General features: G+C 66.6%; 22 protein-coding genes. 13 read left to right on the top strand and 9 right to left on the bottom strand.

What is annotated here, in order from left to right:
* The 4 genes from OXF11_14905 to OXF11_14890 form a co-directional block, all read left to right on the top strand.
* A partial coding sequence (locus OXF11_14905; GenBank protein MCY4488385.1) for a hypothetical protein occupies positions 1 to 244 on the top strand: 244 nt, incomplete at its 5' end.
* A 236-nt stretch (positions 245 to 480) separates the two neighbouring features.
* Positions 481 to 2502, top strand: a complete 2022-nt coding sequence (locus tag OXF11_14900; GenBank protein MCY4488384.1) for a tripartite tricarboxylate transporter permease — start codon at positions 481 to 483, stop codon at positions 2500 to 2502.
* 38 nt (positions 2503 to 2540) lie between these two features.
* Positions 2541 to 3683: an LLM class flavin-dependent oxidoreductase gene (locus OXF11_14895; protein ID MCY4488383.1), complete on the top strand. Its 1143-nt coding sequence runs from the start codon at positions 2541 to 2543 to the stop codon at positions 3681 to 3683.
* A gap of 73 nt (positions 3684 to 3756) precedes the next feature.
* Positions 3757 to 4806: a tripartite tricarboxylate transporter substrate-binding protein gene (locus OXF11_14890; protein MCY4488382.1), complete on the top strand. Its 1050-nt coding sequence runs from the start codon at positions 3757 to 3759 to the stop codon at positions 4804 to 4806.
* A 51-nt stretch (positions 4807 to 4857) separates the two neighbouring features.
* Here OXF11_14890 and OXF11_14885 read toward each other — a convergent pair whose 3' ends face one another.
* From OXF11_14885 to OXF11_14875, 3 genes are all read right to left on the bottom strand, one after another.
* On the bottom strand, positions 4858 to 5313 hold the full coding sequence (locus OXF11_14885; GenBank protein MCY4488381.1) for a MaoC family dehydratase N-terminal domain-containing protein: 456 nt from the start codon (positions 5311 to 5313) through the stop codon (positions 4858 to 4860).
* Between the two features lie 224 nt (positions 5314 to 5537).
* Positions 5538 to 6740 carry a CoA transferase gene (locus OXF11_14880; GenBank protein ID MCY4488380.1) on the bottom strand — a complete coding sequence of 401 codons (1203 nt, stop codon included), beginning with the start codon at positions 6738 to 6740 and terminating at the stop codon, positions 5538 to 5540.
* On the bottom strand, positions 6737 to 7111 hold the full coding sequence (locus tag OXF11_14875) for a carboxymuconolactone decarboxylase family protein (GenBank protein ID MCY4488379.1): 375 nt from the start codon (positions 7109 to 7111) through the stop codon (positions 6737 to 6739). Before OXF11_14875 ends, OXF11_14880 begins: the two co-directional genes overlap by 4 nt.
* Before the next feature lie 447 nt (positions 7112 to 7558).
* Here OXF11_14875 and OXF11_14870 point away from each other — a divergent pair, with 447 nt between their 5' ends.
* Positions 7559 to 8233 (top strand): ferritin-like domain-containing protein, encoded by a 675-nt coding sequence (locus OXF11_14870; GenBank protein ID MCY4488378.1) that lies wholly within the window; start codon positions 7559 to 7561, stop codon positions 8231 to 8233.
* 105 nt (positions 8234 to 8338) lie between these two features.
* Here OXF11_14870 and OXF11_14865 read toward each other — a convergent pair whose 3' ends face one another.
* Entirely contained in the window at positions 8339 to 9286 is a 948-nt protein-coding gene (locus OXF11_14865) for an NAD(P)-dependent oxidoreductase (GenBank protein ID MCY4488377.1), read from the bottom strand.
* 292 nt (positions 9287 to 9578) lie between these two features.
* Between OXF11_14865 and OXF11_14860 the strand changes: the two genes are divergently transcribed.
* The 4 genes from OXF11_14860 to OXF11_14845 all read left to right on the top strand — a co-directional run bounded on the left by OXF11_14860 (position 9579) and on the right by OXF11_14845 (position 13841).
* The gene (locus OXF11_14860) at positions 9579 to 10061 is read left to right on the top strand and encodes a (2Fe-2S)-binding protein (protein ID MCY4488376.1); all 483 of its coding nucleotides are present in this window, start codon (positions 9579 to 9581) and stop codon (positions 10059 to 10061) included.
* A gap of 3 nt (positions 10062 to 10064) precedes the next feature.
* Complete coding sequence (locus OXF11_14855) at positions 10065 to 12392, top strand: xanthine dehydrogenase family protein molybdopterin-binding subunit (GenBank protein ID MCY4488375.1); 2328 nt, start codon at positions 10065 to 10067, stop codon at positions 12390 to 12392.
* Between the two features lie 34 nt (positions 12393 to 12426).
* On the top strand, positions 12427 to 13284 hold the full coding sequence (locus OXF11_14850) for a xanthine dehydrogenase family protein subunit M (protein MCY4488374.1): 858 nt from the start codon (positions 12427 to 12429) through the stop codon (positions 13282 to 13284).
* A 137-nt stretch (positions 13285 to 13421) separates the two neighbouring features.
* Entirely contained in the window at positions 13422 to 13841 is a 420-nt protein-coding gene (locus tag OXF11_14845) for a VOC family protein (GenBank protein ID MCY4488373.1), read from the top strand.
* 326 nt (positions 13842 to 14167) lie between these two features.
* Here OXF11_14845 and hemG read toward each other — a convergent pair whose 3' ends face one another.
* The 3 genes from hemG to OXF11_14830 all read right to left on the bottom strand — a co-directional run bounded on the left by hemG (position 14168) and on the right by OXF11_14830 (position 18018).
* Complete coding sequence (gene hemG / locus OXF11_14840; protein ID MCY4488372.1) at positions 14168 to 15616, bottom strand: protoporphyrinogen oxidase; 1449 nt, start codon at positions 15614 to 15616, stop codon at positions 14168 to 14170.
* A gap of 231 nt (positions 15617 to 15847) precedes the next feature.
* Complete coding sequence (hemE, locus tag OXF11_14835) at positions 15848 to 16882, bottom strand: uroporphyrinogen decarboxylase (GenBank protein MCY4488371.1); 1035 nt, start codon at positions 16880 to 16882, stop codon at positions 15848 to 15850.
* A 17-nt stretch (positions 16883 to 16899) separates the two neighbouring features.
* On the bottom strand, positions 16900 to 18018 hold the full coding sequence (locus OXF11_14830; GenBank protein ID MCY4488370.1) for a DNA polymerase IV: 1119 nt from the start codon (positions 18016 to 18018) through the stop codon (positions 16900 to 16902).
* A gap of 72 nt (positions 18019 to 18090) precedes the next feature.
* Between OXF11_14830 and radA the strand changes: the two genes are divergently transcribed.
* Positions 18091 to 19455 carry a DNA repair protein RadA gene (gene radA / locus OXF11_14825; protein MCY4488369.1) on the top strand — a complete coding sequence of 455 codons (1365 nt, stop codon included), beginning with the start codon at positions 18091 to 18093 and terminating at the stop codon, positions 19453 to 19455.
* Positions 19456 to 19846: 391 nt separating this feature from the next.
* Here the strand turns inward: radA and OXF11_14820 are convergent, their stop codons facing one another.
* Positions 19847 to 20851 (bottom strand): LLM class flavin-dependent oxidoreductase, encoded by a 1005-nt coding sequence (locus OXF11_14820; protein MCY4488368.1) that lies wholly within the window; start codon positions 20849 to 20851, stop codon positions 19847 to 19849.
* A 212-nt stretch (positions 20852 to 21063) separates the two neighbouring features.
* On the opposite strand from OXF11_14820, the gene OXF11_14815 reads away from it, so the two are divergent.
* From OXF11_14815 to OXF11_14805, 3 genes are all read left to right on the top strand, one after another.
* The gene (locus OXF11_14815) at positions 21064 to 21879 is read left to right on the top strand and encodes a sulfite exporter TauE/SafE family protein (GenBank protein ID MCY4488367.1); all 816 of its coding nucleotides are present in this window, start codon (positions 21064 to 21066) and stop codon (positions 21877 to 21879) included.
* Positions 21880 to 22001: 122 nt separating this feature from the next.
* The gene (locus OXF11_14810) at positions 22002 to 23951 is read left to right on the top strand and encodes an ABC transporter ATP-binding protein (protein MCY4488366.1); all 1950 of its coding nucleotides are present in this window, start codon (positions 22002 to 22004) and stop codon (positions 23949 to 23951) included.
* Positions 23948 to 25834: an ABC transporter ATP-binding protein gene (locus OXF11_14805; protein MCY4488365.1), complete on the top strand. Its 1887-nt coding sequence runs from the start codon at positions 23948 to 23950 to the stop codon at positions 25832 to 25834. The genes OXF11_14810 and OXF11_14805 overlap by 4 nt, the downstream gene beginning before the upstream one ends.
* An 80-nt stretch (positions 25835 to 25914) precedes the next feature.
* On the opposite strand, the gene OXF11_14800 is transcribed toward OXF11_14805, so the two are convergent.
* Positions 25915 to 26502: a TetR/AcrR family transcriptional regulator gene (locus OXF11_14800; protein ID MCY4488364.1), complete on the bottom strand. Its 588-nt coding sequence runs from the start codon at positions 26500 to 26502 to the stop codon at positions 25915 to 25917.
* Between the last annotated feature and the right edge of the window lie 88 nt (positions 26503 to 26590).

Here is a 26590-nt window from a genome sequence, read left to right as displayed (position 1 = left end):
CTACCGCGCCCTGTCGCGGCCCTACAGCCTGCCGCCCGGAGTGCCCGCGGACCGGGTCAAGACGCTCCAGAAGGCCTTCACGGATACCCTGAAGGACCCCGAGCTGGTCGCCGCCGCCAAGAAGTCGAAGGTGGAGTTGAATCCGCAGGACGGCAACTGGGTGGCGAAGAAGATGAAGGGGCTCTACAACATGGACGAAGCCACGTTGTCCCTGTTGAAGAAGACCTTGTTGCCGAAGAAGTAGTTACGCATCGGATGGAGGGGGGTCGTTTCCCGGCCGCGCTCGGCGTGAGCCGGGAAACGTCTCCGTCCGTATGTCTCGGATCGGCTGGCCGTGGCGGACAGCCGTCAAGTACGCCCCGCCGGAAGGCGCGCGGCGTCTTCTCGCGTGATATTCTTTTGATCGATCCGGATCGGGTGCCCAGCCACTTCCTTTCCGGGCTCACCTCCCTTCACTGAAAGTCAGGGATCATGGGTGAAATGCTTCAGGCCTTTGTGGGAGGCCTAGCACAAGTTTTTACCGCTACGACCTTCACGCTCATGATGGTGGGCATCGTGATCGGGTTCGCCGTGGGTATCCTGCCCGGGCTTGGCGGACCGGTCACCCTGGCGCTGATGCTGCCGTTCATCTTCAAGATGGAGGCGGTGGAAGCCTTCGCCTTCCTGTTGGGCATGTCCGCGGTGACGGCCACCACGGGAGACATCACCTCCATCCTGTTCGGCATCCCCGGGGAGGCCATAACTGCCTCCACCATCGTGGACGGCCACCCCATGGCCAAGAAGGGTGAGGCCGGCCGCGCCTTGGGCGCGTCGCTCATGAGCTCGCTGGTGGGCGCCGTCTTCGGCGCCTTCGCGCTGGCCCTGGCCATCCCCATCGTCCGTCCGCTGGTGCTCGCCATCGGCTCGCCGGAATTCTTCATGCTGGCGCTCCTGGGAGTCACCTTCCTGGCATCCCTCAGCGGTACGGCCGTCATCCGGGGCCTCACCGCCGCGGCCCTGGGGCTCATGCTCGCCACCGTGGGGCTCGATCCCATATCCGGGATCGAGCGCTTTACCTTCGACAGCCTCTATTTATGGGACGGCATCAAGCTGGTTCCGGTGACCCTTGGACTGTTCGCCATCCCGGAGATCATCGAACTCTCGGTCAAGGGTTCGAGCATATCGGAAGAGAAGGTGGAAACGCTGGGCGGCGTCATGGAGGGCGTCAAGGACACGTTTCGCCACTGGGGCCTGGTGCTTCGCTGCAGCGCCATCGGCACCTACATCGGGATCATCCCGGGCATGGGCGGCGCCGTCTCCCAGTGGGTCGCCTACGCCCACGCGGTGCAGACCTCCCCGGACAAGGAGCGCTTCGGCAAGGGGGCGGTGGAAGGCGTGCTCGGTCCGGGCGCGGCCAACAACTCGAACCTCGGCGGCGCGCTGGTGCCCACCATCGCCTTCGGCGTCCCGGGCAGCGTCACCATGGCCATCCTGCTGGGGGCGTTCATCATCCAGGGTCTCGTGCCGGGGCCGCCGATGCTGGAGCCGGCCAGTCGGGGAGGGCACCTCGACCTCACGTTCTCGTTCGTGTGGATCGTAGTGGTCTCGAACATCATCACCGTCTCCATCTGTTTCATCTTCCTGAAGCAACTGGCGCGTATCACCGAGGTGCGCGGCAGTCTGGTGCTGCCGTTCCTGCTGGTGCTCATTTACCTGGGCGGCTTCGCCCAGAACAACGCGTTCGAGGACCTCATCGTGGTGCTGGCCTTCGGGCTGGTGGGCTGGATCATGGTGCAGCTCGACTGGCCGCGCCCGCCGTTGCTGCTGGGGCTCGTGCTGGGCTCGCTGGCCGAGAAGAACCTGTTCCTTGCCACCGACAACTACGGCTGGGGATGGGTCGGCTTCCCGGGCGTGCTGGTCATCGGGGCGATTATCCTGGCGGGCATCCTCTATCCGATCTACCAGCGGCGGCGCGAGGCAAGACGGCAGGCCGCCGGGGCCGTGTCCACGCCGATCCCGGTTGCGGTCCCGGAGATGGAGGCCGCCGAAGCGCCCAAAGGCCTCACCGTTTGGCACATCGCCTTCACGGCAGTCCTCCTCGCGGGATTCGCATGGGGCGTCTGGGAGGCGCGGGACTGGGGCTATCGCGCCAGCCTTTTCCCTTGGGTCATCGGTTTCCCGGGCATCGTGCTCTGCCTGGCGCAGCTCGAAATCGACGTCATGGGTTTCCTGCGGCAACGGAAGGAGGCGGTGGCAGCCGCGGGAGCGGATCCGTTGGTCATACGGCGGACGGTGACCATCGTGGGCTGGATTCTCGGCTTCTTCGCTTCCATCTGGCTGTTTGGCTTCCCCATCACCGTGCCGCTGTGCACGTTCCTCTTCCTCAAGGTGGGCGCCGGCGAGAAATGGCCCATCAGCATCATCCTCACGCTGTTGGCCTGGGCGGGTTTCTACGCCGTCTTCGAGTACTCGTTGAGCCTGCCGTTCCCGCCGGGAACGCTGATCGAGATGTTCACGGGATAGAGTGGGCACCAAGCCGCCCGCAAAGGAGATAGACCCTGATGAAAGTCTACAACTTCGACCTGCTGGCCTATCCGGAAGTCCCCGAGGATGTTCCGGGAACGCCCGTGCCGAGCTCTTTTTTCGATCCGCCGGTGGGCTCGCGCAACTACCGGGAACACCTGGAAGAAATGGCCTACTGCGAGGAGTTGGGCTTCGAGGGGGTGGTCTTCAACGAGCACCACTACAGCGCCTACGGCACCATGCCGTCGCCCAACCTCATCGCGGCGGCGCTGAGCCAGAAGACCAGCCGCATGAAGATCGGCGTGCTCGGCAACATCCTGCCGCTGCGCCAGCACCCGGTACGAGTGGCCGAAGAATACGCCATGATCGACTGTCTGTCCGAAGGACGCCTGATAGCCGGCTTTGTCCGCGGCATCCCCTCGGAATACCTGTGGTACAACGTCAAGCCGCAGGAATCCCGCGGGCGCTTCGGCGAGGCCTTCGACGTGATCATGAAGGCGTGGACCGAGCCGGTGTGGAGCTACGAGGGCGACTTCTTCCAGTTCGAGAACTGTGCCATCTGGCCGCGCCCGGTGCAGCAGCCGCATCCGCCCATCTGGGTGGCGGCGCGCAGCGCCGAGTCCATTGAATGGTGCTGCGCGCGCCAGATCCCCATCGCGCAGGTGTACCAGACCACGGGCCAGATCGAGGACACGTTCAGCTACTACCGCAAGGTGGCGCGGGACAGCGGCTGGGAAAGCGGACCGGACAAGTTCATCCTCTGCCGCCACATCCACGTGGCCGAGACCGACGAGCAGGCGCGGGCGGTGGCGGAGCCGCCGTTGCGTTACTTCTTCACGCTGTGGAACCGCGGCTTCAACGAGGCCAAGACCGACGTCGCGGTCGACCAGCAGAAGGTCAAGGCCGCCATGGTCAGTGACCGGTCCGGCAGCTACTTCCGCCCGGGCAACGAGCAGCGGGTCAACTTCCATCCCATGACCTGGGAGCAGCTCATCGACACCGGGTTCGTCATCGCCGGCAGCCCCGACACGGTGGCGGCGCAGGTCAATCAGCAGATGAGCCAGATCGGCGCCGATCACTTCATGGGCATGTTCCACATCGGCAACCTTGCCCACGACAAGGTGATCGACTCCCTGAACCTGTTCCACAAAGAGGTCATGCCGCGGCTGAACGGGGCGTAGCGCCCACGCGACCGCCCACACGGCCGCGCACCTCGCGCCGCAAGCAAGGGAACGCAACGACTCCGGAGCCGTGGTGGCGATTCTATCCAGAGCCATTCTCGCAGCCGCGCTGTTGCTGGTGCTTGTGCCGTTTCCCATCCGAGCGGCCGGAGCCGATGAGCGCCCACTGACCTTCGTGGTGGGCGCCGGCGCCGGCGGCGTCTTCGACAGCTACACCCGCCTTCTGGCACGCCACATCGGACGGCATCTGCCGGAACGCCCCAAGGTGGCGGTGCGAAACCTGGCCGGAGGCGGCGGCAGCGTGGCGGCGGAGTACCTCTACCGCGAAGCCAAGCCCGACGGCCGCACCGTGGGCCACTGGGCGGGCGACCTCATCCACAAGCAGATATTCGGTCGAACAGATGTGAAGGTGGACACGCGGCGCTTCGAGTGGGTCGGCGCGGTGGCGCCCCTGCATCCGGTCTGCGTCCTCACCAAGGCGAGCGGCATCGCGGACGTGGCCGGTTGGGCCGGCGGCAAGCGGCCCGTCAAGCTGGGCGGCATCGGGCGTAACGAGGCCGCGACAAACATGTCCCGCGTCGTCGCGACCGCCCTGGGCCTGCCGATCAAGCTCATCCCCGGTTACAAGGGCCTTGAGAATCTCCGACTGGCCGCCGGCAGGCAGGAAGTGGCCGGCGGCTGCTGGCACTGGCAGTCGGTCAAGAAAACGTGGGCCAGGATGCTTGCCGTGGGCGAAGCGCAGGTCGTGCTTCAGGCCATGTCCGGGCCGCACCCGGATCTGCCGTCCGTCCCCAACGCGGTGGACCTGGCCAAGTCCGAGAACGCCCGCATGCTGGTCATGTACGGTGTTCACGACCCGGCGAGGCTGGCGCGGGCCTATACGCTCCCTCCCGGGACGCCGAAAGAGCAGGTGGCCAAACTGCGCAAGGCGTTTGCGGACACCATGGCCGATCCGGCGTTTGTCGCGGGGGCCAACAGGCTGGGTTTGGAGGTGCGCCCGCTGGACGGCGCGGCCATCGAGAAGACCGTCAATGGGCTGTTCGAGCTGGACCCCAAGTTTCTCGTGCAACTGCGCAAGGCGCTCTTCCCCGATGAGCCCGCGGGCGACACGCGGGGGCCATAAGCGGCCGTAGCGCGAAGATCCAGTGCGCGTCCCGCCGCGCCTGGTGTGGTGTCAGGCGTCCTGACCGCGGATCAAGCGTTTCACCGTATAGTCCATCACCGTCTCGCCGTGCTGGTTGGTGATTACGTGCCGGCAACGAACGATACCGGCTTTGCGCGACTTGGTCTCGCGGCCGTCGAGCACCTCGATCTCGACGGCGATCGTGTCGCCCACCTTCACCGGCCTGAACAGCCGCATGCCTTCGAGGCCGACGAAGGCCAGGCCCGTCCCGTGCAGCATGCCGGTCTGGGTGGTCAGCCCCTCGGCCAGCGCGAACGTGAGGCTGCCGGGGGCGATGCGCCCGCCGTACTCGGTCTCGTCGCGCATGTACTCGGCATCAATGAACAGCGGTTCCATGAGCCCGACCAGGTTCACGAACTGGACCACGTCGGTCTCCGTCACGGTGCGCCGGGCGGTTCGGAAAACGTCGCCCGGGCGGTACTCTTCAAAGTGCATTCCCTGTCGCATGCCGTTGTCCTCGCTTGTCCGCTTCCCGCTAGTGTCCTGCGTCACAAATAGCTTGATGAATCCGCGAGGGCATTTTTGTCGTCGGCAAGGCGCGATGACGAGCAGTGGCGGGCACCACGCGAGGAAGAGTAACGCAGCCGACGGCGAAAAGGACCCGCGGATTCATCAAGCTATTTGTGACGCAGGACACTAGGTGCACCGTCCTTGCGCAGCGGCCCGTGCCGCTAACCGAGGGTCCCCCGTCTCCGAACCTCCGCGACCTCCGCCTCCTCCAGATCCAGCCATTCCTTGAGCACCTGCTCGTTGTGTTCCCCCAGGAGCGGTGGCGCCAGCCGGATGGACGCGGGCGTGCCCGAGAACTTCACCGGCGGCCCGGCCATACGCACCTTGCCGGCGGTCGGGTGGTCGATCTCCCGCAGCATCCCCGTGGCCAGGACCTGTGGGGATTCGAACACTTCCTGGATGTTCTGGACCGGCGAGCACGGCACGCCCGCGTCGTTCAGGATCTCGATCCATTCCCCGCGCGGACGCGAGCGGAACATCTCGTTCAAGAGCTCGATGAGGACGTCTCGGTGCTCCACGCGGTGCGCATTGGTGTCGAAACGCGGGTCTTCCGCCAGCTCCGGCTGGCCCGCCGCCTTGCAAAACCGCGTCCAGATGGCGTCGTTGGCCATGGCCACCACCAAGTGGCCGTCGGCCGTCGGGAAACTCTGGTAGGGCACGATGTTGGGGTGGGCGTTGCCCCAGCGTCCGGGCACCTCGCCGGTGACGAGGTAGTTGCTGCCGGCGTTGATGAGGCTCGCCACCTCCGCCTCCATGAGGGAGGTCTCGATCCTTTGTCCTTCACCGGTCTTTTCGCGTGCGTAGAGGGCCGCGGCGATGGATTGCCCCAGCATCAGGCCGGCGACGACGTCGATGATGGCGACGCCCACCTTGGAGGGCTCGCCGCCGGCCGGGCCGGTGATGCTCATGAGGCCGCCCCAGGCCTGCATGGCGAGGTCGTAGCCGGGCAGGTCCTTCAGCGGGCCGCTGGCGCCGAAGGCCGAAAGCGAGGCGTAGATCAGCCGCGGGTTCTCCCGCCGGATCTCCGTTTCGGGCAGGCCCCAGCCGGCGAGGGTGCCCGGCCGGAAGTTCTCCATCAGCACATCGGCCCGCAGCGCCAGGCGGCGCAGCAACGCGATGCCGTCCGGCGTCCGGAGGTCCAGGGTCACGCTGCGCTTGTTGCGGTTGACGCACAGGAAATAGGCGCTCTCGCCTCCCTGGAAGGGCGGCCCCCAACTGCGCGTGTCGTCACCCACGCCCGGCTGTTCGACCTTGACGACCTCCGCTCCCAGGTCGCCCAGGAACATGGTGCAGTAGGGACCCGCCAGGACCCGCGTCAGGTCCAGCACCCGGACCCCGTGGAGCGGCCCGTGGGCCAGGCTCATTTGAACTCGATTCCCTGTTCGCGCAGGATCGCGTCCAGCGTCTCGGCTCCAAGCCACAGTCCCGGCATGCCCCCGGGTATCGCGGCCACCTCCACCGCCTCCAGTACCTGCCGCGGCGTCGCGCCGAGCTTGAGCGCCCGTTCGCTGTGGAGGCGCACCCCCCGGGGCCGGTTCAGCGCGCAGGTGATGCCGACCATGATCAGCTCCTTGGTCTTCCGGTCGAGGGCGCCCTCACGCCCGAAGGTCCCGTCCACGAACAGCCCCGTCAGGTGCCGCGCGTATTCCGGGTCGAGATCGGCGATGATCTCGTAGGCCTTGTTCCCGGCCCCTAGCGAGACACTTTCGAAAGCCTCGCGTGCATCCTTCGCCATGTCGAGTCTCCTTTCCCAAACGGGCCGCCGCGGCAGTGTATCGATCGCACCCGCGGCAACCGCATCCTCGTGGGTTTTCTTGTAGCAGTACCGTTACACACGGCAAAGAGCTGGACCAGGTGCTCCATCCGTCATCCCGGTGGAAGCGGCTGTGCCAAGACTCGTGAGGCGGGATTCTACGGATCGTCATTCCCGCGGAAGCGGGAATCCAGGAGGGGTGAGGCGGGGAAACCGCCTCGTTTAACCCCCACCACCACCCCTGGATTCCCGCTTCCGCGGGAATGACGATCCGTAGGGCGGTGCCGTCTCGTGGCCAAGCGGAGTCTTGACACACCCGCGAAAGCGGGAATCCAAGAGCGGGGCGGGGTCCTGCCCGAGGCATCCCCAATTGACACCGCAACGGCCCGGCAGGTAGTTTGAGTCAACCCGAAGCGGAGGAGTGATGTCATGACCGGAAGGGAATTCGTCGAATCGCTGTGGAGCCGCTACCACGATGAGCTGGAAGGGCCCGTCATCGCCATCCGCAAGGCGCTGGCCGAGCTGGACCCGCGCTCGCCGGAGTTCGTCGCGCTGATGCAGCGCCAGTCCAAGAAGGAGCTGGCCCACGCCGTGGCGTTCACCAAGGCGCTGTTGCAGTACGACGAGTTGGAGCCCCACGAGCGCGCCCACGTGGCGGAGCAGGCGGCGGACGAGTACAAGCACCACGCGCTGATCAGGGATTACCTCGACAGCCGCGGCGCCGCGGACGATGTTCCCGTGGCGGCCTACGACGGCTACTTCGGCCAGTTCCTCACCGGCGACGTGCGCTCGTTCCGCTTGTGCAACATCGCCGAGAAGTCCGCGGTGGTGTTCATGGAGCACATGCGCGACAACACGCCGGACCCGGTGGTGCGGCAACTCGCCAAGGACATCGTGGACGACGAGGAAGGGCACGAGGACATGGTCACGGAAAAGCTCGCACGCTTTGCCGAAGAGCCCGCCAACCGCGAGTTCCTGGAGAACATGTTCGTGCAGAGCTGGAGCAGCCAGAAGGAAGGCGTCATCCGCGAGGGACGCGAGCTGGGAGTCGACGTCGACGGCATCCTGCGGGACTACGCCGCCCGCGCGGGAAAGACAGCGTAGGCAAGGCTGGATTCCCGCTTCCGCGGGAATGACGTTTCGTATGGCCCGTATGGTCCCGCTGTTTGACACGGCCTGGAAAGCGAGACTCCAATCTCCGCCACGGCCTCAGTGCCAGAAGCCGTGGCGCCGCACCACCTCCATGTAGTCCGCGAGCCCTTTCTCCAGCGTATATTCCGGTTCGTAGCCGAGGATGCTCCTGGCCGCGGACAGGTCCACGCGCGGGCGCCCCTTCCCTTGATCCGCGCCTTCGGCCAGCGCGATCTCGCGGCCCGGCAACAGGTTGCGCAGCGCCTTGACGAAGTCCTTCGGGCCGTAATTCGTTCCCACGGCGATGTTGAAGGCCTTGCCGGGCGCGTCCTTGGCGGTGCAGGCCAGGGCGATGCCGCGGCCCACGTCCGTGGCGTAGATGAAGTCGTTGGGTCCCACGTGGCGCTTCTCGAGCACCACGGGCCCCTCACCCACGCACGCGCGCACCAAGTGGTTCATGGCGATGCCGCCGCCGGAGCCGCCGCGGTAGTGGCCGGGCCCGTACACGCCGCTGGGGCGGATGCGCACGCACTCCATGCCGTAGTAGTTCTCGTAGGCGTCCAGCATCACCTCGTTGGCGACCTTGGTGGAGGGATAGAAGCGGTTGCCCCAGCGCGGGGCGTCCTCCGTGACCGGTCCCTTGCGGATGTTGGCCCAGTCGTAGACGCCGAAGGTGCTGACGTGCACCAGCCGCTTGATCCCGGCGAGCTGACAGGCCTCGAAGACGTTCACCGACCCGACGGTGTTGGTGTGGAAGCCGCGGTAGGGCGGGTTCTCCACCTGGCCGCCGATGAGTCCGGCGGTGTGCACCAGCACGGCCGGCTTGGCTTGCGCCAGGGCGCGCATCAGGTTGGGCAGGTCCAGGAGGTCGCCGCGCACCGTGGTCACGCGCCGCTTCCCGGCGATGGCCGCGACGTAAGCGGGATCGGGGCTCAGGTCGTAGATGTGGACCGAGTGCCCCGCCTTCGCCAGCTCCCTGGCCGTGTGACATCCGAGCATGCCGGCGCCAGTGACAAATACCTTCATGTTTCTCCTCCCGGTCGGGGGTTCGTGTTCCGCCGAAACATTTGTTCCGCCGCGAACGCGAAGAATCTGTCACATGCGTCCGCGAATCGTCAAGGACGGTGCCGACCGCCAGGTAAACTCCTCTCTGGTTGAACGCCCTGTCCTCGTTCCCGCGCAAGCCGCGTGGCCGGTGTCCGCCCTATGTGTGCGGCGCGGCAACCGTGTCCGGCAAAACCGTGGCAACCGGCTGATTTCTTGTTGACCCGCCGTTTGGCGGAATAGTATATTCGCGGTCCATCGAGGACGGAGGATCATGAGCAACACAACCACGATTCAGGTTCGAGTCAACGGCGTCAGCCGGACGGACGAAGTCCAGCCGCGCCTCTTGCTGGTGCACTACCTGCGGGACGTGCTGGCTCTCACGGGTACCCACATCGGTTGCGAGACGAGCCTGTGCGGCGCGTGCACGGTGATGGTGGACGGCGCGGCGGCGAAATCCTGCACCCTGCTGGCCGTGCAGGTGGACGGATGCGAGGTCGAGACCATCGAATCCCTCGCCACCGATGACGGGCTGCATCCGATACAGGAAGCCTTCTGGGACTGTCACGGGCTCCAGTGCGGCTTCTGCACGCCGGGCATGATCATGGCCACGCGGCAGCTCCTTCAGGAGAACCCGAGCCCGTCGGAGAAGGAGATCCGCCACGGGCTCGAAGGCAACATCTGCCGGTGCACCGGGTACAAGCATATCGTCGACGCGGTGCAGCAAGCCGCCGAACAAATGAAAGCTGGGACGTAAGCCATGCCGGTAAGCAAGCTTGTAGGAACCAAGGTAAAGCGGCGTGAAGACCCCCGCCTGGTGCAGGGGTTGTCGCACTACGTGGACGATCTCCGGATGGCGGACGTGATGCACGCGGCCATCCTGCGGAGCCCCCACGCCCACGCCCGCATCATCGGCATCAACACGGACGCGGCGCGGGCCTTGCCCGGCGTCGTCACCGTCGTCACCGGCGCGGACATCGGCGACAGCGTGGGCTCGGTGCCCTGCGCCGCCGCCAATCCGACCCTGCGCACGCCGCCGCACCCGGTGCTGGCCCAGGACGAAGTGCGGTATGTCGGGGAGCCGGTGGCGGTGGCGGTGGCCGGGGACTCGTACACGGCCCGGGACGCTCGCGACCTCATCGAGGTGGACTATGAGCCGCTGCCGGCGGTCTCGGACCTGGAGAAGGCGCTGCAGCCGGGTTCGCCGCTGGTCCATTCCCAGTGGGACAGCAACCAGGCCTTCACCTTCGAGTGCGGCACCGGGGACATGGACAAGGCCCGCGCCGAGGCGGACGTCGTCGTCAAGCAGAAGTTCATTCACCAGCGGCTCGCGCCGATCTCGGTGGAGACGCGCGGCGTGGTGGCGCGGTACTTCCCGGGCGAGGACGAGCTGACCGTCTGGAGCTCTACGCAGATCCCGCATCTCCTGCGGGCCATGCTGGCGCTCATGCTCAACTACCCGGAACACCGCATCCGCATCATCGCCCCGGAGGTGGGCGGCGGCTTCGGCTGCAAGCTCAACGTCTACCGGGAGGAGGGCCTGCTGGCCCACCTGGCGATGAAGCTCAAGGGCACGGTGAAGTGGATCGAAGGACGCCGCGAGAACATGCAGGCGACGATCCACGGCCGCGGACAGGTGGGCACCGTGGAAGCCGCGGTGAAGAAGGACGGCACGATCCTGGGCGTCACTTACGACAGCCTGCTGGACACCGGCGCCTATCACCAGCTCTTGACGCCGGGAATGCCGCCGCTCACCGGCCTGATGATCAGCGGTTCGTACAAGATCCCGACCCTGAAGTTCACCTCCACCGGCGGCTTCACCAACAAGGTGGCCACCGACGCCTACCGCGGCGCCGGCAGGCCCGAAGCCACCCTGGTGATCGAGCGCACCCTGGACCTGATCGCGCGGGAGCTGGACATGGACCCGGTGGAGCTGCGCCGCAAGAACTTCGCCCAGCCCTCCGACTTCCCGCTGCAGGTGGCCACCGGCCTCGCCTACGACAGCGGCAACTACCAGGCGGCGCTGGACCGGGCGTTGGAGATGGTGGGCTACCAGGACCTTCGCGCCGAGCAGAAGCGGCTGCGGGAAGAAGGCCGCCACCTGGGCATCGGCTTCTCCACCTATGTCGAGATCTGCGCCATGGGGCCATCCGCGGCGCTGCCGGCGGGCGGCTGGGAGAGCGGCACCGTGCGCATGGACTTCACCGGCAAGGCCACCGTGCTGACGGGCGTCTCGCCCCACGGCCAAGGTGAAGAGACCACCTTCGCGCAGATCGTCTCCGACGATCTCGGCGTTCCCATCGAGGACGTGGCCGTGAAGCACGGCGACACGGCGGTGGTGCCCAACGGCATCGGCACCTTCGGCAGCCGCGGCATCTCGGTGGGCGGCACCGCGGTGTACATGGCGACGCAGCAAGTTCGCGAGAAGGCCGAGGCCATCGCCGCCAACGTGCTGGAATGCAGCACCGATGACCTGGAGTTCGAGGACGGCAAGTTCACGGTCAAGGGCGTGCCCGACAAGGGCATCACCATCCAGGAGGTGGCGCTGCAGGCGCACGTGGCCACCAAGCTGCCGGCCGGCATGGAGCCGGGGCTTCAGGCGACCTCGGTGTTCGAGCCGTCCAACTTCACGTTCCCCTTCGGCACGCACATTTGCGTGGTGGAGGTGGACACTCAGAGCGGCGAGATCGAGATCAAGAAGTACGTGGCGGTGGACGACTGCGGCAAGGTCATCAACCCGATGATCGTGGACGGTCAGGTGCAGGGCGGCATCGCCCAGGGCCTGGGACAGGCGCTCCTGGAAGAGGTGATCTACGACGAGGACGGCCAACTCGTCACCGGCAGCCTGATGGACTACGCCGTGGCCCGCGCCGAAGACTTGCCGCCCCTGGAGTTCGACCGCACGGAGACGCCGTCGCCGGTGAACCCCATGGGGGTGAAGGGAGTGGGCGAGGCCGGCACCATCGGCTCCACGCCGTCCATCGTCAACGCGGTGGTGGACGCGCTCGCTCCGTTCGGCGTCAAGCACATCGACATGCCGCTCAAGCCCGAGAAGATCTGGCGCCTGTGCCAGGGCGGTAACAAGTGACCACTACGAAACAAGAAGATAGCGAGAGCCGATCATGATACCAGCAGCCTTCGATTACATCGTTCCCGACAGCCTCGAGGCCGCGGCCGCCAGCCTGGCGGAGGCCGGCGACAACGGCAAGGTGATGGCCGGCGGACACAGCCTGCTGCCGATGATGAAGCTGAGGCTGGCTCAGCCCGGGGTCGTCATCGACCTCAAGCGGCTGGACACCCTGCGGCAGATCCAGGTGGACGGCGGCACGCTCCGCATCGGCGCCCTGGTCACGCATCATCAGGTGGAGACCTCCAGCGACGTCAAGAACAACGGCGCGTTGCTGGCCCTCACCGCCGGCAGCATCGGCGACCCCCAGGTGCGCAACCGCGGCACCATCGGCGGCAGCGTGGTCCACGGCGACCCGGCCGCGGACTGGCCCGCGGCGCTGCTCGCCATGGGCGCCGAACTGACGCTGACCAGCAGCGGCGGCTCTCGCTCGGTGGCCGCCGGGGACTTCTTCCTCGGCCCCCTGACCACCGCCATCGAGGCTTCCGAGATCCTGACGGGCGTGAGCGTTCCCGTGGCCGCCGCCGGCACCCGCGCCGCGTATCGCAAGGTCAAGCAGAAGGCCTCGGGCTTCGCCATCGTCGGCATCGCGGTCTGCCTGAAGGCCGACGGCGACACCTGCTCCGACATCGCCATCGGCGTCACCGGCCTGGCCGGCACGCCCTTCCGCGCCGGCGCGGTGGAGGACCAGCTCCGAGGCAAGGCGCTGACCACCGACAACATCACCGCGGCCGCGGCCGGGGTAGCCGACGGCGCCGACGCCCTGGACGACATCCACGCGTCCGGCGAGTTCCGCGCCCACCTGGCCCGGCTCAACACCGCCCGGGCCATCCAGGACGCTATGAACGGTTAGCAGTCTGTCCGAGAGTCGGGAATCCACCGCGAGGCATGGAAATGATCCGTGCAGGGACGACCGGCGGGTCGCCCCTGCGGGCCACGACTCGATTACGCGGCGAGGTTTCGCGTACCAACCCCAGCAAGGACCAAACCATGCCCAAGGCGCTCAGTGGCCTCATGGGAATGCGCCACATCGCCCTCAACGTCGAGGACGTCGAGCGCTCCAAAGCCTTCTACCACGATATCCTGGGCATGGAGGTCGTGTGGCAGCCCGACCCCCAAAACGCCTACCTGAGCTCCGGCTCCGACAACCTCGCCCTCCACGAAACCCCCGTCGGCCGGCCTCCCGACGCCGCCACCTCCGCCCTCGATCACCTCGGCTTCATCGTCTCCGACATCGACCGCGTCCAGGAACTCGAAGCCGAGTTCCGCGCCAAACAGGTCACCATCATCAAACCCTTCAAACGCCACCGCGACGGCAGCGCCTCGTTCTACTGCGCGGACCCGGACGGGGTGGTGATCCAGATGCTTTATGAGCCGACGCTGAGCGGGCAGAGTATCCGCGGCGGCTGATTTCCACGGGCTTCATCTCGTATCAGCAGTCACGTCGCGGCATCCCTCTGTCCGGCAGGAACCCGCTGTTTGGCAACAGAATTCTTGGCAAGAATTCTGTTGCCGAATCAGGCTGTGTCAAAACTCCGCTTGGATGAGAATTGACACCAACGCCCCGAGTCGTCATTCCCGCGGAAGCGGGAATCCACCTTCCCGCTTCCGCGGGAATGACGACTCGTACGGCGGTGCCGTTGCGTGGCCAAGCGGAGTCTTGACATAGCCTGGAATGACAAAGGCAATGTCCAAGCGACGTCTGGTGTACGGAGACCTCGGTGGAAGTGCAGTGATCACCCCGTGTGTGGAAGTCTCTCCACAATCGTCTCCGCTGCTGTTTCGCCTCCCGCGACGCAGTCGGCGATGCCAACGCCCCGATAATTCTTGCCAGCGAGGGCGAGGGCAGGAAAGTGCTTGAGTCTGCTCTCGATTCTCTCGACGCGTTCCAGGTGGCCGACGTTGTATTGGGGCATGCAGTCGGGATAGCGGGTGGTGCGCCGGAGGATCGGTTCGCCGGAAATGCCGAGGAGGGCGGTCAGGTCGTCGTGCACCTGGGCTTCCATTGACTCGTCGGACTGGTCGAGCAGGTGGGTTTGCAGGGCGCCGCCGACGAAGCAGCGCAGCAGGGCGATGTCTTTCGGTGCCCTTCCGGCGTACTTCACGCTGCTGAACGTGCAGGCCATGATCGCCCGGTTTTCCACGTGGGGGACCACGAAGCCGTAGCCGTCCAGGGGATGGGCGATATCGCTACGGCGGTAGGCGAGGTTGACGGTGGCGGTGGACGAGAAGGGGATCGCTTTGAGTTCGTTGGCCAAGTCGGGGTCCAGCGTTGTCAGGGCATCGCCCGCTACATGAGCCGGCAGGGTGCAGATGACGGCGTCGGCTTCCAGCTCGCTGGAATCTGGCTCTGATCCGGTGCGCCCGGTGGCGACGCGCCAGCGGCGGGCGTCCGCGTTCCAGGACAGCTCCCGGACCTCCTCGCCAAGTCGCACCACGCCGGGGGCGAGTGCTTGCTCGATGCTCCGCACGAGCACTTCCATGCCGCCGTCGATGCTGACGAACAGGCTCCAGCGGGCGCCGGTTTCGCTGGCCGACTGGGCGCGGCGCTTCTGCGCCTGACGGCTCCCGAGGATGACGCTGCCGTGGTTGCGCTCCATCTCCGGGAAGCGGGGCATGGTGGCGGCGAGGCTGAGGTGCTCCGGGTCGGAGGCGTAGATGCCGCCGATGAGTGGTTGCGCGACACGCTCCAGGACTTCCCGGCCCAGCCGGCGGCGCACGAACGAGGCGAGGCTTTCGTCGCCGGCGCCGGAGCGGCGCGGGACCAGGGGCTCCAGGGCCATGCGTAGCTTGCCGATCCAGGAGAACAGCGGGCTGCGCAGCACCGAGCCGACTCGGGTGGGGGCCATCAGCAGGAAGCCCTCGGGGAGCGGCTCCAGGCGGCCGCGGTTGACGGTGTAGAGTTTCAGCCCGTCTGCACGTTGCGGGGCTATGAGGCGGTCGGTGAGCCCCAGACGCTCGCAGAGGCTCAACGCGGCCGGCTTGTCGGTTATGTAGGAGTCGGGGCCGAGTTCCAGAAGGAGGTCGCCGGTCTGCTCGGTGGCGATGACGCCGCCGAGGCGGTCGGAGGCCTCCAGCAGCGTGACTCTCATCTCCAGGGCTCCCGCGCGGCTCAGCTCGGTCAGCCGATGCGCGGCGGCCAGACCCGAGATGCCTCCGCCGATGACGATGACGTGCCTGTTCATGGCTGCGAATCCGGCATGCTCAAGTAGCGGTTGGTGCGGAACACCCGACAGTCATTCCCGCGAAAGCGGGAATCCAGGCGGGGTGAGGGGAGGACCCACGGCCGCTGGACCCCTCTCCACCCCTGGATTCCCGCTTCCGCGGGAATGACGGATTCGGGGTCTGGGCGGCGTTCTCGTGCCGGTGGTGGTCATACCCGTGGTGGTCGTGCCCGTGATGGCGGGACATGTTTCCTACCCGCTGAGCTCGTGCACCGCGTCCACCATGGCGCGCACGTGGTCCACGGGGGTCTCCGGGAGGATGCCGTGGCCGAGGTTGAAGATGTGGCCGGGGCGGCCCGCGGCCCGTTGGAGAATATCCTTGACGCGGCGGCGGATCTCGGCGGGGGGCGCGAACAGGGCCACGGGATCGAGGTTCCCCTGGATGGCGACGTCGTGGCCGATTCGGCTCCAGGCCTCGTCCAGGTCCACGCGCCAGTCGACGCCCATCACGTCGCTGCCGGCCTCGCGCATGAGCTCCAGCAGGCCGCTGGTGGCGGTGCCGAAGTGGATGACCGGGACGCCGGGGGTGACGGCCGCCATCAGCCGGCGCATGTGCGGCAGGACGTATTCGCGGTAGTCCCCGGGCGCCAGGCTACCCACCCAGCTATCGAAGACCTGGAGAGCGTCGATGCCGGCCTCGATCTGGGCGTTGACGTAGGTCACGGTGGCGTCCACGAGCCGGTCCATGAGCGCGCTCCAAGCGCCGGGGTCGGTTTGGAACAGCCGCTTGGTGTGGATGTAGTTGCGCGAGGCGCCGCCCTCGATCAGGTACGAGGCGAGCGTGAACGGAGCGCCGCAGAATCCGATCAAGGGCACACGTCCGGCCAGCGCGGCGCGGGTGCTGCGGACGGCGGCGTAGACGTAGGCCAGGGACTCTTCCGGGACCGGGTCCCGTAGCGCGTCGACGTCCGCACCGGTCCTCACCGGCCGCTCGATCACCGGCCCGCCCGTGGCGTATTCCAGCCCCACGCCCATGGGCTCCAGCAGCAACAGGATGTCGGCGAACAGGATGGCGGCGTCCACGTTGAGGCGCTCCACCGGCGTCACCGTCACCTCGGCGACGAGGTCGGGCGTCTTGCACAGCTCCAGAAAGCCGACCTTGGCCCTCACGTCGCGGTACTCCTTCATGTAGCGCCCGGCCTGGCGCATGAGCCACACCGGGGTGTAAGGGGTCTTGCCGCGACGGCAGGCGGTGAGAAACGGGTGTTGTGATGATGTGTCGGTCATTGTCGTTCTGTCGTTCACTAGTCCGAGCGCCGCTTCCCCGCCCCCAGGGTCACGGCTCCCTTGCCGTACTTGTCCTGCAGTTTGTCGATCCCCTTGTAGAGCTTGTCCATGGAGGCGCGCTCGCGGTAGTCGAAGATCGTGTCCTGCCAGCCTTCGGTGGTGATGCCGCTCGTGCTGATCCCGAGGAGGCGCACGGGCCGGCCCGGCGATACGTTGTGCGCGAGCAGTTCACGCGCCACCTTGAAGATGTCCACGTCGAAGCAGGTGGGCGCCTTCAGGGTGCGCGACCGGGTGATGGTCTTGAAATCGGAATAGCGGATCTTCACGGTGATGCGCCGGGCGCGCCCGTCCTGGCGGCGAAGCCGCGCGGCCACCTCGCCCACGAGGCCGCCCAGCACCTGTTCCATGTCCGCGGGCTCCGTGAGCGGCTGCGACAGCGTGGTCTCGCTCCCGATCGAGTGCTCGTGCGCGTGCGGGACGGCGCCTTGCCGCTCCAGGTTCAGGTAGCGCTTGCCCAGCCGGGGGTGGGAAAGAAGCTGGGCAACCGTGGCGACGCCGCGGCTCACCATCTCGCGGTGTGTCTTGGGGCCGACGCCGGGGATGACCGACACGTCCAGCGGTCCGAGGAAACGCTCCTCGGCGCCGGGCGGCACGTAGAGCAGGCCGCGGGGTTTCACGGCGGTGGCGGCGATCTTGGCCAGGGTCGGGTGCGTGGCGAGGCCGCCGGACGACGGCAGCCCCAGCTCCTGCTTGATGCGTCCGATGATGTCGTGCGCCGTGCCCACGGGATGGCCCATCAGCTTTTCCGTGCCGGTGAGATCGACGAGCCCTTCGTCGATGGAGTACGCGCGCACGTCCGGCGAGAACGAGCGCAGCAGGTCGAACACCTTCTGCGAGAATTCGCTGTAGACCCTGCGCCGGCCGGGAACGAAGATGCCATCGGGACAGAGCCGGCGCGCCTGGAACCCGGGCATGGCGGAGCGCACCCCGTATTGGCGCGCCTCGTACGAAGCCGAGGTCACCACGCCACGGCCGGCGCCGCCGACCATCACCGGCTTGCCTTCGAGGGATGGGTCGAGGACGCGTTCCACGGACACGTAGAAGGAGTCCATGTCGATGTGCAGGTAAAACGCCATGTCTCGGGGAAATGTTAACAGTCTTGGCGCCGGGCAGTCTATAATGAACAGTCACACGGAAGGGAGTGGTGCATGGCGCGGGCGCGGGTCATCTACGAATGTCAGAACTGCGGTTTCCAGTCGCCCAAGTGGCTCGGGCGGTGTCCGGACTGCGGGCAGTGGAACTCGCTGGTGGAGGAAGCGGTCACGGGCGACCCGGGCGGGCGCGGCGGCGGCGTTGAGGCCGGGCCGGCGCACGCGCCATCGCCCATCGACGCGGTGACGGCGGATACGGACCGGCGCCTGCGCTCCGGCATCGAGGAGTTCGATCGGGTTCTCGGCGGCGGGCTGGTGGACGGCTCGGCCGTGCTCATCGGCGGCGACCCCGGCATCGGCAAGTCGACGCTGCTGCTCCAGGCGGTGGCGGCCTTGAGCCAGGACGGGGCCCCTTGTCTCTACGTCTCGGGCGAGGAGTCCGAGCAGCAGGTCAAGATGCGCGCCCGGCGGATCGCCTTGGGCGCCTCGAACCTGCTGGTGCTGAGCGAGACGTCGCTGGAGCGCATCCTGGAGCAGGTCAAGGCGGTCAAGCCCGCGGTGCTGGTGGTGGATTCCATCCAGACGGTACACACTTCGGCCATCCCCTCGGCGCCGGGAAGCATCGGACAGGTCCGGGAATGTTCGAGCGCGCTGATCTCCCTGGCCAAGAAGAGCGGCATCGGCACCTTCCTGGTGGGTCACGTGACCAAGGACGGCGCCATCGCCGGTCCGCGTGTCCTGGAGCATATGGTGGACACGGTGCTCTACTTCGAGGGCGAGCGCGGCCACAGCTTCCGCATCCTGCGCGCCGTGAAGAACCGCTTCGGCTCCACCAACGAGATCGGCGTGTTCGAAATGCAGGAGGCGGGGCTGCGCCAAGTGTCCAACCCCTCCGAGATCTTTCTCTCCGAGCGTCCCTTGGGCGGATCGGGCTCGGTTGTGGTTCCCAGCATGGAGGGCACCCGCCCGATCCTGGTGGAGATCCAGTCCCTGGTGACGCGCTCGTTCCTTACGCTGCCGCGGCGCACCTGCATCGGCGTCGACACCAACCGGGTGGCGCTGATCCTCGCCATCCTGGAGAAGCGCAAGGGGATGAACTTCTACGACAAGGACGTGTTCATCAACGTGGCCGGCGGTGTCAGCGTGTCCGAACCCGCGGTGGATTTGGGGATCGCGGTGGGAGTGGCCTCAAGCGCGCTCGACCGGGCGCTGGACCCGCACACGATCTTCGTCGGCGAAGTCGGTCTGGCCGGGGAAATCCGCACCGTAACGCGAGCCGAGGCACGGGTGGCGGAAGCGGGCAAACTCGGTTTCCGCAGGTGTATCCTGCCGCAGGGGAATTGCCGGCAGTTGCCGCATGTCAAGGAACCCGAGTTGGTCGGGGTCGCAACGCTGGAAGCATGCTGGGAAATCCTCTTCTGAAGGAGACGCCGCTCACCGCCCCGCCCCTGGATTCCCGCTTCCCGGACTGTGTCAAAACTCCGGTTGGATGAGAATAGGCACCCACGCCCCCAAATCGTCATTCCCGCGGACGCGGGAATCCAGGAGGGGTGAGGCGGGGAAACAGGCTCGTTTCAGCCCCTCCCCGCCCCTGGATTCCCGCTTCCGCGGGAATGACGATTCGGGGGGTTGGCGCCAACTCTTGTCCGGACGACGTTTTGACACAGCCGCTTCCGCGGGAATGACGATTTGGGGGCGTGGGTGCCTCTCTCGGATGGAGTTGTTGACACAGCCTGTTTCGCGGGAATGACGTATAGGGCGTCCGGCCGTTTTCTGTTCGACGCAACCGCTTCCGCTGGTCCGGTGTCCTTGGTCAGTCCAGGCCCGGCGCGACGTGCTCGGCGAAGAGTCCCACGGACCGGAGGGCTTCGTCGAGGGAGATGTCGCCGAATGCGAACTGGCCGATGAAGTAGTTGGCGCCGGCGCTCTGGAGTTGCGCGCGGAGCAAGGTCTTCACTGTCTCCGGGCCGCCGGCGACGCCTTGGCCGGAAGCGACGGCGCCGTCGAAGTCGGGCGGGCGCGGGTGGGTGGGGGAGCTGCCCCGGAGGCGGAACAGGTAGGTGAAGCTCCGGTGCCAGACGGGGTAGGCGCGGCGCGCGATGCGCAGGGCGGTTTCGTCGTCGTCGGCCACCACGATGAAGCGGCCCAACCCGATCTTGGGCAGGTCCGCGCCGTTCCCGTGAACCTCGTTCCAGACCTCGCGGAACAGGTCGGTGAAGGTGCGTGTCGGCTCCGGCGGGTCCAGGCTGACGATGTGGAGTCGCCGGCGGGCGGCCCGTTCGGCGCTTTCCAGGGAGTGGACGCCGTACCACAGCGGCGGGTGGGGCTGCTGCAACGGTTGCAGCTCCATGGGCACGTCCCTGAAGTTGAAGAATTCTCCGGCGAAGTCGAGAGTCTTTTGAGTGAGTCCCTGGAGGATGAGGTCGAGGCCCTCCGCGTAGATGCGCTGGGCCTGCTTCGGGTCCTGGCCGTACGCCGCCAGCTCGATGGGCGAGGCGCCGCGCCCGAAGCCGATGTCCAGCCGCCCTCCGCTCATCTGGTCGAGCATGCAGATTTCCTCGATCAGCCGGATGGGATGGTACAGGGGCAGCGCGTAGACCATGGGGCCGAAGCGGAGCCGCCGGGTGCGTTGCGCCACCGCGGCGAGGAAGACGCTCGGCGACGGCGCCATGCCGAGCGGCGTCGAGTGGTGTTCCGCCAGGTGGTAGGCGTAGAACCCCTCCCGGTCGTACGCCTCCACGAGCCTGAGACGCGCCTCGTAGTAGTCCGTCAGCGGCATGTCGCCGCGGTCGAGATGGTCGAATACTCCGTAATCCATGGGCCGGCCCGCGTTCTGGGCAGTTCGTACCCTTGCCGGTGGAACCTGTCAACATGCGGTTTCGCCGTGCTGGTCTGTTGACCGGTTGTCCTGGACACGACCGAGGCGCATGCGCTAAGACTGGAAGGTATCCCACCCCCCGATCCCGCTCCCGACGACATCAACCCTGCCGATTGGTCCGTGGGTTTCGTTGAGGCGTGCGACAAACCACCATGCCCGATATCATCCTCTCCGACCTCATCCTGCTCCTCCTCTCCGGCTTGGTGTTGGGCTTCCTCATCGGGCTGACGGGCATCGGCGGCGGGGTGCTGACGGTTCCCTTCCTGCTGCTGGTCATCAAGCTGGAGCCCATCGCGGCGGTGGGGACCGCCGGGCTTTACGGCGTTCTCACCAAGATCTGGGCCGGCATCCGGCACTACCGGCAGGGGACCTTGAACCTCGACGTGGGCATCCGGTTCTTCCTGGCGGCCGTGCCCGGGGTGCTGCTGGGTGCCCTGGCGGTAAAGTGGAGCCGCGTCTCGCTCCCTCCGAGCGGGGTCGAGATGCTCCAGGAGATCGTCAGCTACATGGTGATGGCGTCCATCAGCTTTGCGCTGGTGGCGCTGCTCTTCGATTACAATCGGTTGGACACGCGTTTCCTCTCCTCCCGGCGCGGCGCGGTGGTGAAGTTCCCGTGCCTTTTCCTCGTGGGGGCCGTGATGGGCATGACCTCGGTCGGAGGAGGCATCCTGATCATTCCGTCGCTGCTGCTGTTCTACCGGGAGACGTCGCGTTACGTGGGCACGTCGATCTTCGTCGCGGTGCTGCTGATGACGGTCATGTCCACGCTCTACGCCCTCATCGGCCGGGGACAGGGCGCGCAGGACGTGGATCTCGCCGCGGCCGCGTTCATGTCCGTGGGGTCGTTCCCGGGGGTTCACTACGGCGCCGCCCTGTGCAAGCGCCTGGAGCCGCGACGGCTCCAGGCGGTGGTGGTGGGCGTGGTCGTGCTCGCGGTGGTGATGATGGTGGTGGACCGTTTCCTTTAGCCCTTCCGGAAACGAACGGTTTGACCGCGGCACGCGCAGGAACTATCTTGAATAACGTCTGAACGGACACCGGCGTCGTCGCGGGTTTCGGAGGAGAGAACCCGCGCGCGGCGTCTTCACAAATGAACACGATGGACAGCAAGGCCAACGGGGCGGCATCCGGCAACGGCGCCGACCGGCCGCCCGAAAAGAAGGTGTACGCCCGTGCGTACGCCGGCATGGACATCGACAAGGACCGCGACGCCACCGAAGACCTCGCGGTCTTGTGGCGTATCTTCAAGCTCGCGGCGCAGCAGCGGTTCCGGCTTGTCCTGGGCGCGGTGGCCATCGTCATCGCGGCCACCTTCCAGCTCATGATCCCCCAGTACCTCGGGGACGCCGTCGACGGCGCCGTCGGGTTGCTGGAGACCGGATCGGTGTCGAACGAGGCGGCGCTCGATTATCTCTACGGCACCGCATGGATACTGCTCGGGGTCTCGACCCTGCGCGGCCTCTTCACCCTCACCCACAACTACTGTGGCGAGACCCTGGGCCACCACCTCGCCTACCGGCTCCGGATGGCCTTCTACGACAGGCTCCAGTACCTGAACTTCTCCTTCCACGACCGCGTGCACACGGGCGAGTTGATCACCCGGGGCATGCTCGACCTGGAAGGGGTGCGGTCCTTCATGAACATGGGGGTGCTGCGGGTCTTGCTGTTCATGATCCTGGTCGGCGTGGGCGCCTACCGGCTGCTGTCCACGGACGTGTTCCTCGGGTTCCTGAGCCTGAGCTTCGTGCCGTTCGTGGCCTGGCGCTCCACCACCGTTCGGCTGCGGCTGCGCGAGATGTGGTTCGCGCTGCAGGAGCGGATGGGGGTGTTGGGCCGCATCATGGACGAGAACCTCACCGGCATCCGGGTGGTGCGCGCCTTCGGCGCCGAGCCCTACGAGCTGGACAAGTACCAGGACGCCTCGGACCACGCGCTGGCACTGGCTGAACGGCGCATCCGCACGCGGGTCTCCTCCACCACCGTCATGAACTTCGCGTTTTTCGCGGCCATGGGACTGGTGCTGTGGATGGGCGGATCGCGCGTCATCAACGGCGACATGACCGTGGGCACGCTGACCGAGTTTCTCACCTTCATGACCATTCTCCAGCAGCCGGTGCGCCAGCTCGGCATGGTGGTGAACGCGTTCGCGCGCGCGTCCACCTGCGGCTCGCGGCTGTTCGCGGTGCTGGATCTCGAGGCGCCGATCCGGGACGGCGAGGACGCCAAGCCCCTGGAGGTCACCGACGGAGTGCTGGAGTTCGAGGACGTCTCCTTTGCCTACCCCGGGGAGGGTTCGCCGCCGATCCTGGAGGGAGTCTCGTTCCGGGTGGAACGGGGCAAGACCCTGGGCATCGTCGGTCCCCCCGGAAGCGGCAAGTCCACCATCGCGCACCTGCTGCCGCGCTACTACGACGTCACCGGCGGGCGCATCACCGTGGACGGCCAGGATATCCGCGACGTTACCCTCGAGTCCCTGCGCCGGGCCATGCGCGTGGTGCAGCAGGACCCGTTCCTGTTCACCTCGTCGCTGGAAAACAACATCGCCTACGGCGACCCGTGGGCGGATGACGCGGCCATCGAGGGATCCGCCGCCACCGCTCAGATCGATGGGTTCATCCACCAGTTGCCGGAGCGGTACGAGACGTTGGTGGGAGAACGCGGCGTGTCGCTCTCCGGTGGCCAGAAGCAACGTGTGGCCATCGCGCGCACCGCCATGCTGCGTCCCGCGGTGCTCGTGCTCGACGATTCCATGGCGGCCATCGACGCGGGCACCGAGCAGCGCATTCGCGAAGCGCTCGGAGAACACACCGCCAACTGCGCGACGCTGATCGTCTCGCACCGTCTCGGCGCGCTGCGTCATGCCGACGAGATCCTTTTCGTCGAGAACGGAAAGATCATGGAACGCGGCACCCACGATGAGTTGGTGGCTCTGCGCGGCCGGTACGCCGCGCTGTTCGCCCTTCAGACGCTCGACGGTCCCCTCCAGGACATCGTCGATCTCGCGGCCGAAGCCGGGGTGCGGAAGGGAGCCGGCGCGTGACGCCGGCGGCCAAGGCGTGGGCCGGACGGGATCGTCCGCCGCGGGCCGTGGTGGGCTCGCAGATCAGCCGCGACGAGGAGATGTTCGGCGCCGCCTTCGACCGGCACGTCATCCGGCGCTTTTTTGCCTACGTCTACCCCTACCGGCGGCATCTCTATACCGCCATCGTCGCGCTGCTGCTCTTCACCGGCGCGCAGTTGGCGATTCCCCTGATCATCCGCCACGCCATCGACCATGCCATCATTCCCGCGGGTGGGGACGCTTCTCTCCTGTCGCTGGTCGTGCTGGCCTTCTTCGCGGCGATCCTGCTCAACTACGGCGCCAGTTTCGTCCAGGACTGGATCGTGAGCCGCACCGGGGAGGAGGTCATCTTCGACCTGCGCCGGGCCATGTTCGTCCACCTCCAGTACGTCGCCATGGCCTTCATGGACAAGACCGAGGTGGGCCGCATGATGTCGCGCCTTCAGGGCGACGTGTACTCGCTGCAGGAGTTTCTGGAGAACTCCATCACCGCGCTGGGCGATCTCGTGCTGCTCTTCGGCATCGTCGCCATCATGCTGTGGCTCGACTTCCAGCTCGGGCTGCTGACGCTGTCGGTGGTTCCCGTGCTGTTCTTCGTCCGGCTGGTGTGGCTGCCGCGGGCGCGCGCCGCCTTCCGCCGCGCCCGGGAGACCAGCTCCATCGCCAACGGCGCCCTGGCCGAGGGCATTCACGCGGTGCGCACGGTCCAGGGGATGCGGCGCGAGGCGGTCAACTTCGAGCTCTACGACGAGAAGGCCACGGAAAACCTGGACGCGCACCTGCGTTCGGCGCAGTATGCCCAGGTCATGGTGCCCATCGTCGACACCCTCACCGGCGCGGCATGGGGTGTGGTGATCGTCGTGGGCGGCGCGCAGGTGCTCAGCGACTCTCTGGACATCGGCGTGATGGTCGCCTTCCTGTTCTACGTGCAGCGGTTCTTCGACCCGATCCGCTCCCTCACCATCCAGTACAGCGTGATGCAGCGGGCCATGGCCTCGGGCCAGCGCATCTTCGAGGTGCTGGACGTGCCGCTGGCCATCAACGACCGGCCCGACGCCATCGCGCCGGATGATGTCGAGGGCCGCATCGAGTTCCGCGGCGTTACCTTCGGCTACGAGAAGAACCAGCCGGTGCTCAAGGACATCAACTTCACCATCGAGCCTGGGGAGACCGTGGCGCTGGTGGGCCCCACCGGTTCCGGCAAGACCAGCACCACGGCGCTGCTGCACCGCTTCTACGACGTGTGGGAGGGGGCCATCCTGCTCGACGGGCGAGACGTGCGCGACTACGCGGCGGCGTCCCTGGGCGGGCACATCGCCATGGTGCTGCAGGACCCGTTCCTGTTTACCGGTACGATCCGGGAGAACATCCGCTTTCGCACCACCGGCGCCACCGACCGGGATGTCGAGCGGGCGGCCCGGATCGTCGGCGCCCATGATTTCATCATGCGCTGGCCCGACGGCTATGACACCATGCTGGAGCAGGGAGGGGGGAACCTGTCGTTGGGACAGCGCCAGCTCCTGAGCTTTGCCCGCGCCCTGGTGGCCGACGCCCGGGTGCTCGTGCTGGACGAGGCCACCGCCAACATCGATTCCTACACCGAACGGCAGATCCAGATCGGCCTGACCGCGCTCCTGGAAGGGCGCACCGGCATCGTCATCGCCCACCGGCTTGCCACCGTGCGCGACGTGGACCGCATCATCGTGCTCCAGGAAGGGCGCATCGTGGAAACCGGCACGCACCAAGAGCTGATCGCGCGAAAAGGCTTGTACGCGCGGCTCTATGCGCTCAACTATACGTCATTCGACGATTTGCCCGAGGATCTGGTGGAGGGAGCGGCGCGCGCGACCACGCGGTCGTGACCAGCGCAGACCGACCGCTCGTCCAGCGAAGGAACGGTTCCGGACCGGGGTGGCGTGATCTCTCGGTGGAGTGGGGCCGTTCAGTTGGCGCCGTCGATCAATGCGTCCGCCTGCTGGACGACGGACCGCAGCAACACCGTTTCCGGGCGGCTCCGCGACAGCACGAACAAGCCCAGTAACAGCGTCAGCAGCGACCGTGCCGTAGTAGGGGCATCCACGTTGTTAGGGATTGCCCTGGAGGCTTGGCCGCGCTCGATCATCATGCGGAAGAAGCCTTCCGAATCCGCGAATCCACTCGCGACAACCGAGGCGATCTCCGCGTCGTGCGCCGCCAGCTCAAGGGCGGTGTTGACGAGGAAGCAGCCGTCGCGTCCACCGTTGGACAGCACGGACTCCACGACCCCTTCGAACGTGGCCAACACGGCTTTGCGGGGATCCATTTCCTCGGCAAGCTGTGCCAGGTTCTCCTCACGCGTTCTGTCGTAATGGCGCAGAGCGCGCATGAAGAGTGAGCGTTTGCCGCCGAAGGTCCCGTAGAGGCTTCCGCGCCCTATGCCCATGCCATCTACGAGGTCCTGGATCGAGGTGGCCTTGTAGCCGTGCACCCAAAACAGGTGCATGGCCTTCATCAACGCTTCGTGTTCGTCGAATTCCTTTGGTCTACCCATAGAACCAACTCCGCTGTTGATTAATCCTTGACCATCGGGAGGACATGGGGGTGAATCTAACAGAATTTGTTTCAGGATCATATAACGA

The organism is Deltaproteobacteria bacterium (assembly GCA_026712905.1).
In the GTDB taxonomy this organism is placed as follows: domain Bacteria; phylum Desulfobacterota; class Binatia; order UBA9968; family JAJDTQ01; genus JAJDTQ01.
The sequence above is the reverse complement of the archived record's forward strand: the minus strand, read 5'-3'. Positions and strand labels throughout refer to the sequence as shown.

What these genes read in the sequence shown, in the direction of transcription:
- OXF11_14900 (MCY4488384.1), top strand. Translation starts at nt 481, where the DNA reads ATGCTTCAGGCCTTTGTGGGAGGCCTAGCACAAGTTTTTACCGCTACG.
- OXF11_14895 (MCY4488383.1), top strand. Translation starts at nt 2,541, where the DNA reads ATGAAAGTCTACAACTTCGACCTGCTGGCCTATCCGGAAGTCCCCGAG.
- OXF11_14885 (MCY4488381.1), bottom strand. Translation starts at nt 5,313, where the DNA reads ATGCGACAGGGAATGCACTTTGAAGAGTACCGCCCGGGCGACGTTTTC.
- OXF11_14880 (MCY4488380.1), bottom strand. Translation starts at nt 6,740, where the DNA reads ATGAGCCTGGCCCACGGGCCGCTCCACGGGGTCCGGGTGCTGGACCTG.
- OXF11_14875 (MCY4488379.1), bottom strand. Translation starts at nt 7,111, where the DNA reads ATGGCGAAGGATGCACGCGAGGCTTTCGAAAGTGTCTCGCTAGGGGCC.
- OXF11_14870 (MCY4488378.1), top strand. Translation starts at nt 7,559, where the DNA reads ATGACCGGAAGGGAATTCGTCGAATCGCTGTGGAGCCGCTACCACGAT.
- OXF11_14865 (MCY4488377.1), bottom strand. Translation starts at nt 9,286, where the DNA reads ATGAAGGTATTTGTCACTGGCGCCGGCATGCTCGGATGTCACACGGCC.
- OXF11_14860 (MCY4488376.1), top strand. Translation starts at nt 9,579, where the DNA reads ATGAGCAACACAACCACGATTCAGGTTCGAGTCAACGGCGTCAGCCGG.
- OXF11_14855 (MCY4488375.1), top strand. Translation starts at nt 10,065, where the DNA reads ATGCCGGTAAGCAAGCTTGTAGGAACCAAGGTAAAGCGGCGTGAAGAC.
- OXF11_14850 (MCY4488374.1), top strand. Translation starts at nt 12,427, where the DNA reads ATGATACCAGCAGCCTTCGATTACATCGTTCCCGACAGCCTCGAGGCC.
- OXF11_14845 (MCY4488373.1), top strand. Translation starts at nt 13,422, where the DNA reads ATGCCCAAGGCGCTCAGTGGCCTCATGGGAATGCGCCACATCGCCCTC.
- hemG (MCY4488372.1), bottom strand. Translation starts at nt 15,616, where the DNA reads ATGAACAGGCACGTCATCGTCATCGGCGGAGGCATCTCGGGTCTGGCC.
- hemE (MCY4488371.1), bottom strand. Translation starts at nt 16,882, where the DNA reads ATGACCGACACATCATCACAACACCCGTTTCTCACCGCCTGCCGTCGC.
- OXF11_14830 (MCY4488370.1), bottom strand. Translation starts at nt 18,018, where the DNA reads ATGGCGTTTTACCTGCACATCGACATGGACTCCTTCTACGTGTCCGTG.
- radA (MCY4488369.1), top strand. Translation starts at nt 18,091, where the DNA reads ATGGCGCGGGCGCGGGTCATCTACGAATGTCAGAACTGCGGTTTCCAG.
- OXF11_14820 (MCY4488368.1), bottom strand. Translation starts at nt 20,851, where the DNA reads ATGGATTACGGAGTATTCGACCATCTCGACCGCGGCGACATGCCGCTG.
- OXF11_14815 (MCY4488367.1), top strand. Translation starts at nt 21,064, where the DNA reads ATGCCCGATATCATCCTCTCCGACCTCATCCTGCTCCTCCTCTCCGGC.
- OXF11_14810 (MCY4488366.1), top strand. Translation starts at nt 22,002, where the DNA reads ATGAACACGATGGACAGCAAGGCCAACGGGGCGGCATCCGGCAACGGC.
- OXF11_14800 (MCY4488364.1), bottom strand. Translation starts at nt 26,502, where the DNA reads ATGGGTAGACCAAAGGAATTCGACGAACACGAAGCGTTGATGAAGGCC.